The sequence below is a fragment of the Halomonas sp. GT genome (genome assembly GCF_002082565.1).
Classification (GTDB): Bacteria; Pseudomonadota; Gammaproteobacteria; order Pseudomonadales; family Halomonadaceae; genus Vreelandella.
In genome coordinates this window covers 2,224,756-2,237,892 of the sequence record NZ_CP020562.1, presented here as the reverse complement: position 1 = coordinate 2,237,892, position 13,137 = coordinate 2,224,756, and the positions used below count along the sequence as shown (strand labels likewise).

The window sequence follows — 13,137 nt, the reverse complement described above, 5'->3', positions numbered from 1 at the left end:
TGGCTATGAATTGGAAACTAGCATTTATTGTTGCACTGATTGCCATGCCAGGTGCTTTAGCTATATCCTGGTTAGCCTTGCCATTGCTTGTAGACTTGGAGGATATCGATATTTCGCTTCAAGTCTTACAAGTCGCTACAGTATTTCAAAGTGCTGTATTGATACTTCTGGCTTCTGGAATCGGAACACTGCTAAGTGTGAAGGTAGGGCTGGATGCTCCACTTTTTTCTGCACTGGTCAAGAGAGCTAGACCGAGTGCCATGGTATCTGCCATTACTCCTCAATTGCTTCCAGGAGTTGTTGGTGGCCTGTTAGGTGCAGTTATCGTTATCGCCTTTTATGAGTTTTCTCCAAGAGAGCTTAGCGTTGCGAATCAGGCAAGCTCTATACCATTGCTAGCGCGTATTCTCTATGGCGGAATAACAGAGGAAGTGCTCATTCGTTGGGGGCTAATGACGACTTTTATTTGGGTTGCATGGCGTGCTCTACAGCGAGGAAAGGGTTACCCATCAAGTGCTTTAGTATGGCTTTGTATTATTATAAGTGCTTTGTTTTTTGGAGCGTCACATGTTCCTGTTATTGTTGCAGGAATAGGAAGCGTTTCTTTGAGCGTCATTGCTTACATTGTTTTTAGTAATTCGCTTTTCGGTATGATCGCTGGGTATCTCTTTTGGCGCTATGGGCTAGAGTCTGCAATTATTGCACACATACTTGCACATCTTGTTGCCTATTTCATTATTGGTTGAGCCGTATGTTGCTTAACACTATATTCTGCCCTGAAATAAGGTGAGCATCCATTGTTCCTGTGAAGCAATGAGGGGAAGCCGTGATAATCTCTATGTGTGCTTTCTTGCACTGGAAGATTATAATTTTAAGCTGTTGGGTTTCCGGCCCGATGTTTCCCCACCGCTTGCTTATCCAAGTCGATTATTCGAAAAAGTTTAGCGGACCACCGAAGAGTCAATGTTGCTCATACATGTAATTATGTTATTAATTATAGGGGTGTAGAATGTGTGGGCTGATTAAAATTAACTGTTGATTATGGTTTTGCTTTGGATAGATTCGAAGAGATGCGCATTTTTGCTTCAGTAGCGCAGTCAGAGAGCTTCTCAGTCGCTGCACGGCAGCTTGAGCTGTCGCCACCTCGCGTTACCCGCGTGGTGGCGGCACTTGAAGCTCGGTTGGGTATTGCTTTGTTATATCGCACGACAAGGCAGGTGCGCGTAACTGATGCTGGTCGACGTTATCTAATGGATGCTCAACAAATACTTGCGCAACTGTCAGAGGCCGAAGCTTCCGCTACTGGCAGTTATCTTTCTCCACGAGGACTTTTAAGCGTCACCGCCCCTGTATTGTTCGGAGAATATTATGTCACGCCTCAAATCGTTAAATACTTAGAACAATATCCCGACGTGCAAGTCCGCGCCCAGCTCATTGATCGTCCGGTAAATTTGCAAGAGGAAAGCATTGATGTCGCGGTACGAATTGGTCATGTGCCGGAGGGATGCCAGCATTTGGTTGTACATGTGGGTGAAGTTCGTCATGTGGTCTGCGCCAGTCCCTCCTGGTTAAAAAAGTATGGCGAGCCCCAGCACCCACATGAGCTGGAGACGTTGCCTACAGTGGTGGCTCAAGGCTGCCATTTCGGCAATCAATGGTGGTTTGATGAGAAGGGTAAGCGCATTGAAGTGACGCCATCACCGAGGCTGTTCATCAGCGCTACCCATGCAGCGTTAACAGCAGTTGAATCGGGTGCAGGGCTTACTAGGCTTTTGTCCTACCAAGCGGCTGCTAGTGAGGCAGAAGGTAAAATTCGACGAGTATTAACACGCTTTGAGCCGCCAGCCATTCCCATTAATATTTGGGTAACTGCTGGCCGTGGGCGCGCTGCTAGCGTTCGCACCTTTGTTGATTTTCTTGTCAAGCGATTACGTTCAGATCCAGCGCTTGGCTATCGTGATTGAACATGACACTTTTCCCTGAATCAGCGTTACGTTTTGAGGCTTTATTAGCACTTTCTAGCGTTGCTAAGCACGGTAGTGTGAAGTCAGCTACTGAAACGTGTAGTTTCTCGGAGTCTAAACTTCATCGCCTGCTGCGCGTGCAAGAACAGCGTTTAGGTGTTGCTTTAATCAATAGGTCAACTATTGGAAGTTCATTGACATCAGCGGGTGAGCAATTGAGGTCACATGCCGATGAGCTAATACACGCAGTGGCCAACGCTGAAACCAATGCCTGTCATGAGCACCTAGAGCTCAACGGCACGTTACGCTTGCAGACACCTCAGGCGTTAATAGAGCCACTAATGCTGCCTTTAGTGCTGATGATGCAAGCCGCGTATCCTGAGTTAAAGATCTACTTGCAAGCTGATGAATATTCTCATTTGGAAGATACAGGGGTTCAAGCGCACATCTGCTTAGCATTTGAACCCCTTTCCGAAACTCTATATGCCAGACCCCTTGGTTGCTTACGTACTGGTCTTTTTGCCAGCCCCAGTTATCTGGATAAAGCCGGTCGGCCTGATTGCGTGCAAGAATTGGCTCGACACGATCTCATTCACTGTCCAAAGGAGGGGCAGGCGCCGGTTTGGCACTTGGCTAATGATGGCTCCATTCGTTTTCAGCCCAAGTTGAGCGTGAACTCTAGTGTGGCAGCGGTTCAGGCGGCCACTGATGGTGCTGGCATTGTGCGATGCTATCAATTAGAAGCGCGTCAGGCTTGCGAGAAGGGCCTGCTTGAGCCTGTCCTCACAGCTTTTTGGCCAGCGGCTGATTCTCTAGCGTTAACCTACGCTTTTGGTCTGTGGGCACCCACGAGTGTTATAGCGTTTTTAGAGCTAGCGACCCCCTGGCTACGAACACAGTTGCTGGATTGATTATTTCAATCTAAGCAATTTTCTATTGCCTAAAATCGTTATTCTTGTCGTGCTTGTTCTAGCTCAAAATAGCAGTTCATGATTAATGCTTATTAAGTCTTGAAACTGCTCATTAAGGAGCTAAGAATGTCCGGTACTATTAAGGTCTACCGTCACGCGCTTTCTGGTCACTGTCACCGTATTGAGCTAATGCTTTCGCTGCTAGGGTTGCCCGCCACCTTCGTTGAGATCGACCTTGCAGCAGGTGAGCATAAGTCAGCGCCTTTCTTAAATATGAACGCCTTTGCCCAGGTACCGGTGCTTGATGACCAAGGCGCTATTCTGTCCGATTCCAATGCCATTTTGGTCTATCTCGAACGTCGCTATGGTGCTGGTCGCTGGCTGCCAAATGACCCGTTCCAACAAGCTCAGGTGCAGCGCTGGTTATCCGTGGCGGCTGGGCCATTGGCAAATTCGGCCATGAAGGCTCGCTTGGTCACCGTCTTTAATGCTCCTTTCGATCCTGAACCACTTATTGCCGATGCGCATGAGCTATTCAAGATTGTTGATGCGCATTTGTCACAGCAAGACTTCCTTACGGGCGACCAAGCCACCCTGGCTGAGATTTCTCTCTACAGCTATATAGCTCACGCGCCGGAAGGCAATGTGTCTTTAGAACCATACTCGCATATACGCGCCTGGTTGCAGCGCATCGAAGCACTGGAAGGCTTCGTGCCAATGGGCGTGACCAAGGTGGGATTGCTGAATTAAGGTTAAGTTAGACTTAATGGCTAAGCCAACCTATATAAAGTCTCAGTGTGGAGCGGGTAACCTTCCCGTTAGGAGTCGAGAGTGAACAATGCCGATACCAATAGCCCATGGCATTCGGGCGAGGTCGCCTTGCAGCGTTTAATCGGTGCAGAGCAACAAATGGCAGAGATTGGTAGCAAAGTAATGCGGCCTTTTTTAACGTCCCAGCTTCAGCAATTTTTCCCTCAGTTGCCGTTTGTGTCGGTAGCAGCGGTAGATGTTGAGGACTGGCCTTGGGTGACTCTACTGGAAGGGGCGCCGGGTTTTGTGAATGCGCCTGATGAAAGCCGGCTCGAATTAAACGCAGTGCCGCCTTCTGATGACCCTATTGCACCTTTGCTTACTAGCGGTGCTAGCCTGGGGTTGCTGGGCATTGAGCTGCATACACGCCGCCGTAACCGGGTAAACGGCTTGTTGCGAGGCTCAGATGGCCATTGGCATCTTGAAGTAACTCATGCGTTTGGCAATTGCCCCCAGTACATTCATGACTGGTCAACGATGAAGTCGGTGCTGCCTCAGCCTGGGACGGTGCTGACTATGCGTGACTCGTCTCTTGATAAGTTGCCTGAGCCGGTGCTAACACATATTGATCGGTCACTCACGGCTTTCGTAGGCAGCTACGCTCATACCGAAAAGGGCTTGCAGGTGGATGCTTCCCATCGCGGTGGACGAGCGGGCTTTATACGTCGTCAGGGGGCTGATCTGATTCTTCCAGACTTTTCGGGCAACCGCTTCTTCAATACGTTGGGCAATGTATTGGCTAACGGGCGCGCAGCCTTGGTAATACCTGATTTTGCCAGTGGAGATATGCTTCATCTATCTGGTGAGGCACGGCTTGTGGATGAGGAAACAGTCGGGGCGCATTACCCTGGTGCTGAGCGTTACTGGTCCTTGACACCAAGACATATCGTGTGGCGGCCGAGCATCATGCGCTGGCGTAGCTATGCGAATGAATTGGCTGTCGAAGCGGATTCACTTGGGCCTTGGCAACCGCTTAAACCTTCCGCTCAGCAGCGCGTTCGGGTGGTGGACGTGGTGCAGGAGACGCCTGAGATTCGTTCCTTCTATTTGCAGGGAAAAGCATTAGTACCTTTTAAAGCGGGGCAATTCATTACGCTGCGTGTGCCTCGCTTAGATGGAACTCCGCTGGTGCGCAGCTATACATTATCGGGCAGTAGCCGCGAAACAATCTATCGCATCAGTATCAAGGCAGACGGTGAAGGCTCTCGTTACTTACACAAAGCGCTAAACGTGGGGGCGGAGTTAGCCGTCAGCCAACCAACGGGATCTTTTACTGTGGAGACCAGCGGCTCGAAGAGTGACCATTGGGTGCTACTGGGTGGTGGCATCGGTATTACGCCTTTAGTAAGCCTAGCGCATGAGTTAATCGATGCAGATCGTGGTTCGGTGACGTTGATTCACAGCGTGCGCAATGTGGCCGAAGCACCTTTCGGGGATGAGTTGCTCGACCTGCAGGCGCGCGGATTGCATTTAAGACGTCACTTGACGGGGTCAGAAGATGCTCCTAATGGATGGGTTCCAGGCCGAGTTTCGCTGAAATCGGTTGTTACTGATCATGAGGTATCGGCGTTGCAGCTGTATCTTTGTGGTCCTGCTGCCTTTGTTCAGCGCTACCATCAGGAGGCGCTAGCGCTTGGATTTTTGACCGAAAATATACATACCGAAGCATTCGGCCCTTCGGCGCTTACCAAGGCGTACGTAGTGCCCGTCGCCGAACAGCCAGTGGGCGTTAGTTTTACTCATCAACGCGTTGTTGCCCAATGGCAGCCCGGCGAAAGCCTGCTAGAAACCGCCGAGAAAGCCGGTCTACAGCCCGCTTATGGGTGCCGCAGCGGTAGTTGTGGAGTGTGCGAGTGTACGTTGGCCGCAGGTGAGGTGACATATCCAGAAGCTATATTAGCATCCAAAAACAAAGTTTTACTATGCAGTGCCCGTCCATCGGCACGATCAGGGAATATAGAAATTGTACTCCAGTCTGCTTAGATCATCTGTTTTTTTAACTAACTTAAAAATAAGAAAGCGTACAAGAGATGCTGCATAATAAATATTAGTTAAGCTGCTGGTGTCTCGTAGGATTGTATACAGTATCCATTAGCTTTATATCCTGGTGATGGATTCATCGTTAGCACTTTTAAGTACGCTTTTAAATTAAGTGCCTTTGGCTGTGCATAGAAATTCATGACTTTGCGGGTCCTGGAGTATGATAAATCCGTGTAAATTTTTCTCGCTTTCTAAAGAAGTAGCGATATGACTAAATCGGCTCGGTTTACGAAATAGATCATTTTATTCATTTGCTTAGGCAGTTGATTTTACCTCTATGATTTTCAATAGTTTTGGCATTCTGAGTGTATATAAGGTGAGGTGATAGGGAAGTAAAAGACTTGAGATATTACAACTACTCAATGTTCACGCAATCTTTCTCCAGGATAATCTCCATTGACGCGGTTTGGGAATTATTTCCCAAGCTGAATTGTTAAGCTTACCTAAAAGGAGTGCTTTGAGATGCTGCCTAATAGTTATCGTTCAGACCGCCGATTCTTGTTGCCGTTGAGCCTAGCCGCTTTGATCTGCAGCGTCAGCCTATCAGGATGCGTTACAAATGCTGAGCGTCAACAAGCCAACTTTCAGGAAGACGCCAATACATGCTCTAGCTTTGGAGCGCAGTACGGCTCAGCTGCATATAGTGAATGCATGTTGACACAGCAACACAGGCGCGATGTCAAGCAGCGTGAATCGCTGGAGCGAACCCGCATTACCTCAGAGATTGCTAGAGACGCTCAGATTATGTCCGATAGAGCACGTCAACAGCGTTGTGATCGTGACCCTAATAGAAGGGAATGCTGAGAATAAAAAGCTTTCAATGATATTTAGACAATATATTCAAAAATAGAAGGCCTGTTAAAGCGGCCACATTGCGCCTCGTTTACAAGGATTTCAGACTGGTCATCAATATCGGGATGTCCGAGATTTCAGAAGGCGCGACTACCCGGATCGCTTTATCGATCCGGGTAGTCGAGAGACTGCCAATTTTTGATGCCATCGCCTGTAGGTGGCATCTGACTTAAGGTAGCACCGACTGGCGCAGCCTGAGAGAACAAGGGAACTAGCTATGACAGTAAAATCAGCTTGGAATTCTGGGTTCACACTCACCAGCGCATTGCACGGAAAAATATCGGTACGTAAGAAACGTCTCAAGCTAACGATACAACTTTTTCGATGCGCCGTGACTTTATTTGTCATTTTCACCGCTCCGGCTGTTGCAGAGGAGGATCCGCAGATGAACTATACGGAAACACGTCGAATCGACATACAGGAGGAACATTTTGGTGTCACGATCTCAGACCCATTTCGTTGGTTAGAAAACGACCCACGCCGAGATGTTGAGGTAGCCCAATGGATCGAAATGCAAAATTCGCTTTCGGCGCCCTATTTGGAAGATCTACCCGGTCGAGCCGTGCTCAAACGCCGCCTGACGGCTATGTATGATCATGAAACTTTGACGCCACCGATTGAGCGTAAAGGCAGATACTTTTTTACCCGTAGTGGAGGCCTCAATAATCAGCCTCAGCTTTTGATGCGTCAAGGTGCCGATGGGGCGAACCAAATGCTTATCGATCCCAATACTTGGTCCCAAGACGGGACCATGGCTCTAGCTGAATGGGCGGCTTCCGCTGATGGCGCGTTTGTTGCTTTTGCCATGCAAGACAGCGGGTCGGATTGGCGGACCATCCGTGTGATGGACACATCTACGAAGGAGATACTAGACGATAGTGTCGAATGGGCTCGATTCACTACTATCGCTTGGCATCCCAATGGATCAGGATTCTACTATTCTCGATTTCCTGAGCCTGCATCGGATGCAGATTTTAGCGCCAGCGTAGAAGGTCACGCCGTCTACTTTCACCGGATTGGTACTCCGCAGTCGGAAGATCAAATCGTGCATGCACCGACGACGGACCGACCACTACTGCACACTGCCGATGTCACGTCGGATGGCCGCTATCTTATTATCTATACTTCCGCACTGACTGGGGGAGTTGCGGTGACGGTGACCGATCTCACCTCCGGTGATCAGCGCGCGAGAACCATCGTTGAAAGCTATGGCGACCGTTGGGTTTTGTTAGGAAACGTCGGCACGAAGCTTTTCTTTGCAACGCAGAAAGATGCACCTAGGGGCCGGGTTGTAACGATAGATCTGTCGCAAAGGCAGCACGAATTTTACGAACTAATTCCTGAAAGGCCTGATGCCGTTTTGCGCGAAGGTGGTTCTGCGATTCTGGGCGATCGGGTGCTTTTAACTTACACGATTGATGTCCAATCCAAGGTCGAGCTTTACCAGTTGAATGGGACTTTCGATGGTGCTGTACCTTTACCAGGGCCAGGCAGTACCGGGATAGTCCGCGGACGTCCGGGCGAGAAAGAAGCATTTTTCGCTTTTACTAGCTACGATGCTCCGCTAACAGTTCTGCGACTAGATGTGGATGCAAACCACACCACAGTTTGGGCCGAGCCAAAGATCAAGTTGGATCTGAATACAATCGTCGTTGAGCCGCATTTTTATATTTCCAAGGATGGCACTCGGGTGCCCCTCTTTGTTGTCTACCGCAGTGGTATTGAAGGTCCGGCTCCGACAATGCTCAATGCCTATGGTGGCTTCGGGATTAGCATGGTTCCGCATTTTTCACCCGCTGCAATGGCGTGGGTAGAGCAGGGCGGCGTCTATGCCGTAGCAAACATTCGTGGAGGGGGCGAATACGGCCAAGCTTGGCATCATAACGGCCGACGCGGTAACAAAGAGAATTCATTCGACGATTTCATCGCCGCGGGCGAGTATCTAATCGACCAAGGCATCACCCCTTCCGACGGACTCGCAATACATGGCGAATCCAACGGCGGTCTGCTGATAGGGGCTGTAGTCAATCGACGCCCCGATTTGTTTGCTGTAGCTCTACCTGGTGTAGGTGTGCTCGATATGTTGCGGTTCGATAAATTCACAAGTGGTTCCACATGGGTTGAGGAGTTTGGAAGTCCATCAAATGAAGATGATTTCCATACCTTGCTTTCCTATTCGCCATTGCACACGATTCTCGAGGGCGTACGCTACCCAGCAATTCTTGTCACTACAGCGGATACCGACAATAGGGTTGTTCCGGCTCACTCGTTCAAGTACGCAGCGACGTTACAGGCCGCAGATATCGGCGATCGACCACATCTCTTGCGTGTTGAAACCCGCGCTGGTCATGGGGCAGGCAAACCGACAGACATGGTTATCGAAGAATTTGCCGATATGTGGGCTTTCGCCGCTCACTGGACCGGACTCAAAATCGCAGATGTTGACTAAAGAAAAGGGGAGCATAAAAATCTTTCAATAAAAATGTTTATACGATGCGTTTTAAACAGGATTTTAATCATTTGTAGGCGACTCAGGCGTATGAGGTGGTTGTTGAATATGTAAGCACGCCTGATGTTGTACTTAGTGAGATTTTAAGAAGCTAATAGGAGCAGCATTATGATCTGGGAATACTTAATCATCGAAGAAACTCTTGATGGTGCTAAAATGAACGATTTAGGCAATCAGGGTTGGGAACTTGTCTCAGTTGTCTCACCAGGGCATTTTATACTGCATTACTTCTTTAAGAGAATTCTGAAGAATTAATTTGCGTTCTAGTAATACTACCATTTTAAGCTGTGACGCGAAATTATATTTTTTATAATGTTTAAAAGCGCCTGTAATACATATTGTGCTATGAATTGTATAAGGGTGTTTGTGGTTAATTTCCAACCAATATATATGAAGAGAGGTATGTGAATGATCTGTTTATTTACAGAAAAAATCTGCAATATTAATAAGCTAAAGGCTTTTATGTTGTTTGGATTTTTAGGTGGGTCTAATGTTGCTGTTGCACAGGTTGTGGAAAACGATGTCCACTCCGTCATTGATCCAGTAGTTGAATCACTTATGGAGCAATACAATATTCCTGGTATGGCAGTGGCAATTGTACGTCCAAACAATACAGTCATTGCGAATTATGGTGTTGCAGAAAGCAATCAAAGTTTACCAGTCGATGATAACACAATCTTCGAAATTGGCTCGCTTAGTAAACTATTTACTGCAACATTAGCTGCACTTACTGATGCTAGGGGAGAGTTCTCTTTAGACGCTCCAATAAGTCGCTTCATGCCTGAGCTGCAAGGTAGCTCCTTTGACGAAATCACAGGAAAAAACCTTGCCACTTATACTGGCGGAGGTCTTCCATTATTTGTACCTGATGAAGCGACTGATCACGAATCACTGATCAGGTGGTATCGCCAATGGGAACCTTCAGAGAAGGTTGGCGAAAGTCGTACTTATTCAAATTTAAGTATTGGTCTACTGGGGCTTGCTACAGCTGCAAGCATAGAAAATAGTTTCGTCTCAGCGATGCACAACGAGCTATTTATACCTTTAGGACTCGAAAATACTTGGTATCGTATCCCTGAAGACCAAGCACAGCATTATGCTATGGGTGAGAATCGAGACGGTGAATCAGTACGTGTGTCACCTGGTTTGCTCGATGACGAAGCTTACGGTATTAAAACTACGGCAACCGATCTTGCAAAATTCGTCCAAGCTAATCTTGGTATGCTCAATCTGGACAATACACTTCAAAGAGCAATTGATGCGACCCAAGAAGGACAGTACCAAATCGGTGAAATGACACAGGGACTTGTTTGGGAGGAGTACCCATTGCCAGTATCCTTAGAAACGCTTCTCACTGGAAATGGGTATGACATGATACTAGAGCCTAATAGTGCAGAAGAGATTGAATCTCCAGTGGGGCCGAGAAGTAGTGTTTGGATTAATAAGACTGGCTCTACTAGTGGCTTTGCTGCTTATGTAGTAATGATTCCCGGTGAGCATACGGGGTTAGTCATGCTGGCTAACAAAAACTATCCAAACGAAGCAAGAGTTGAATCTGCTTTTCAAATACTGTCAGAATTAGGTGCAATAGATTAGTGGTATCATACATACCCTATGTATTAGATGTTAACAATAATTGTTTTTAGTAAGTTGTGCTCAGGTGAGTAAATTAATAGGATCATCTGAGCTTTATTTTTTTAGTTCCATCTGAAATGGATGAGGGTTTCTTATCCAGGTTTCGATATGATTGCTTAACAATCAACTCTTATCAAGTTCGACCCTTACTATTGTGCCACGGCAAACTGCATCAATTATAGACACGCGTCCTCCATGCCGTTCTACTACTTGTCGCACTAAATTTAGGCCTAAACCACTTCCAGTAGAACGTGGGCGTAGCCTATGGAAAGGCTCGAAAACGCGTTCACGTTCTTCAGCTGGTATTCCTGGTCCGTCATCTTCCACTTCAAATGTAGCTCCATTTACACGAACTATAATATGGCGACCGCCATGTTCAACGGCGTTTTGGACCAAATTTGTTAATACACGTTCCAAAGCTGGCGCATCGCCTCGACAAGGTAATCTGCGATCAGTTTGCACCTCAATGGTTCGGTTCGATGCTATTAACAGCGGAGCCAAGTCACCAACAACCCTTCTAATTAATTCGACTAGATCTAACTCCTCCTCAATCATATTGATATCGAGCCGCTGAAGGTCGAGTAGCTGCTCTGCCAATGTAGCTAGACGATGTACATCTGCACGTAGTTTAAGCATATCCTTATTAACTGTTTTATCTACTTTAATACTTAGAATTGTTATAGGAGTGCGCAGTTCGTGAGCCGCCGATGCAATAAATTGCCGCTGACGTTCATACCCCTCATCAAGTCGTCTTAGGGCATTGTTTACGGCGCCGACAAGAGGCACTATCTCTGATGGCACATGTTCCTCACTCAATCGTCTACCGCGTCTAATCGTGTCTATCTGCTCGGCTTCAACTGCTATACGAGAGACGCCAGCTAATGAACGCCTTACAATCCATGGCGTGACAACACAGGAGGTGATAGCCAGCAAAATAAAGATCGGTAAGATTACTAAATTGGAAGCCGTAAAAACAATAAACTTCAAATCATTGAGCTTGCCATGTCCAAGAATTGTCAGCGTCCCTGCTGGTCCGGATTCCCTACGAATCACTGCAGCCACATTGTATGGTGCCTCACGAGCCCTGAGCTGGGCATAGGATAAGTCACCCAACCTGGTTATAAGTGATGAATAATGGGGAGGAACCTCCCCAAATGTGACATATTGACCAGTGTCGTCTGAAGAAACGAACCATAAGTCTTTAGTCGTATCCCGCAGCTCCACTAATTCTTGCGTCATGTTAACGGCAAGTTGACCATCGTCTTGGCGTACTATAGCTCGCGCAATAATAGAGGTGATTTGCTCATCGACATACGGACCACCGCTATCGATGCGAATGGCCACAGCAATGAGAATAGCAAATGAGATCATCAGTGTGATCAGATGAAAAATCAGGGGGTAGACGATTAACGGTCTTTTGAGAGAGGGAGTTTTTTTCACAGCGTCTCACGTAATAAATAACCAACGCCTCGGATCGCATGAATTTCAATCCCTGCCTCGGCTTCACCTAGTTTGCGACGGAGCCGAGAAATATGCGAGTCGAGCGTGTTCGATTGAATTTCGTCGTTGAAACCATATACTGCTTGTTCTAATGACTCTCTTAGCACTGTCCTGCCTCGCCTCTTCATTAAAGCCGCTAACACACGAAGCTCACGGCGTGGTAGCTCTAGACGCTTTCCAGACACAGTGACTTCATCATTAGAGAGATCGAATATGAGGGAAGCCGCACGAATATTTTCAACGGCCATGTCGACAGGGCGCCGCCTAATTGCGCGGATACGAGCAAACATTTCGTCAAGTGAAAAAGGTTTGACAAGGTAATCATCTGCACCCTTGTCAAGCCCAACTACTCGGTCACATACTTGACTACGCGCGCTGAGCACAATAATAGGTAAGCCAGGATGTTGCTTTCGAAGGTATGGGACGAGCGATAAACCGTCACCGTCTGGTAGACTCCGATCCAGCAAGACTAGTTCATAAGAGGCTAGAGTCGCTGCTTCTTGTGCCGTTGCCAATGAATGGGCATGATCGACAATGAATAGCTCTTTCTCCAGAGTGGCACATAACATATCAGCTAACTGCAGCTCGTCCTCAACTAATAGGATTCTCACTATTTACCTCGTTGCCATGTAGTAGTGCGCTCACCAAGGCGAGACACCAAAATGTCATAATTTACAGGACCTAAATTGCAGCAACATTGCAATTCTAGCAGAAATTTTTTGATAGAAATTAGGAAGTCCTATTTGAAAAACGTTGTCTATGATTTCAAGTTCAAGCAAGTGGCAATTAATTGATTGTATTTAAAATACTCTTTATTTTGTTCGAGAAGTCATATATGGATTGATGAGTTAGACCTATTGATCGTTGAAAATAATTATACTGTTATAGTGGATTCTAAAAAAATGTATAAAATTTT

General features: G+C 47.2%; 9 protein-coding genes. 7 read left to right on the top strand and 2 right to left on the bottom strand.

Going from position 1 to position 13,137, the window contains the following annotated elements; translation table 11 throughout:
* Positions 1-5: 5 nt before the first annotated feature.
* From B6A39_RS10500 to ampC, 7 genes are all read left to right on the top strand, one after another.
* Positions 6-746, top strand: a complete 741-nt coding sequence (locus B6A39_RS10500; RefSeq protein WP_083005173.1) for a CPBP family glutamic-type intramembrane protease — start codon at positions 6-8, stop codon at positions 744-746.
* Positions 747-1,070: 324 nt separating this feature from the next.
* Positions 1,071-1,964: a LysR substrate-binding domain-containing protein gene (locus tag B6A39_RS10495; protein WP_232318696.1), complete on the top strand. Its 894-nt coding sequence runs from the start codon at positions 1,071-1,073 to the stop codon at positions 1,962-1,964.
* Between the two features lie 2 nt (positions 1,965-1,966).
* Positions 1,967-2,875 (top strand): LysR family transcriptional regulator, encoded by a 909-nt coding sequence (locus B6A39_RS10490; protein WP_083005166.1) that lies wholly within the window; start codon positions 1,967-1,969, stop codon positions 2,873-2,875.
* 126 nt (positions 2,876-3,001) lie between these two features.
* Positions 3,002-3,625: a glutathione S-transferase family protein gene (locus tag B6A39_RS10485; protein WP_083005162.1), complete on the top strand. Its 624-nt coding sequence runs from the start codon at positions 3,002-3,004 to the stop codon at positions 3,623-3,625.
* A gap of 81 nt (positions 3,626-3,706) precedes the next feature.
* On the top strand, positions 3,707-5,668 hold the full coding sequence (locus tag B6A39_RS10480) for a 2Fe-2S iron-sulfur cluster-binding protein (protein WP_083005159.1): 1,962 nt from the start codon (positions 3,707-3,709) through the stop codon (positions 5,666-5,668).
* Positions 5,669-6,794: 1,126 nt separating this feature from the next.
* The gene (locus B6A39_RS10470; protein ID WP_083005153.1) at positions 6,795-9,026 is read left to right on the top strand and encodes a prolyl oligopeptidase family serine peptidase; all 2,232 of its coding nucleotides are present in this window, start codon (positions 6,795-6,797) and stop codon (positions 9,024-9,026) included.
* Between the two features lie 468 nt (positions 9,027-9,494).
* Positions 9,495-10,682 (top strand): class C beta-lactamase, encoded by a 1,188-nt coding sequence (gene ampC, locus B6A39_RS10465; protein WP_083005149.1) that lies wholly within the window; start codon positions 9,495-9,497, stop codon positions 10,680-10,682.
* 162 nt (positions 10,683-10,844) lie between these two features.
* Here the strand turns inward: ampC and B6A39_RS10460 are convergent, their stop codons facing one another.
* Together B6A39_RS10460 and B6A39_RS10455 are read right to left on the bottom strand one after the other, a co-directional pair.
* The gene (locus tag B6A39_RS10460) at positions 10,845-12,161 is read right to left on the bottom strand and encodes a sensor histidine kinase (protein WP_083005146.1); all 1,317 of its coding nucleotides are present in this window, start codon (positions 12,159-12,161) and stop codon (positions 10,845-10,847) included.
* On the bottom strand, positions 12,158-12,832 hold the full coding sequence (locus B6A39_RS10455; protein WP_083005143.1) for a response regulator transcription factor: 675 nt from the start codon (positions 12,830-12,832) through the stop codon (positions 12,158-12,160). Before B6A39_RS10455 ends, B6A39_RS10460 begins: the two co-directional genes overlap by 4 nt.
* Between the last annotated feature and the right edge of the window lie 305 nt (positions 12,833-13,137).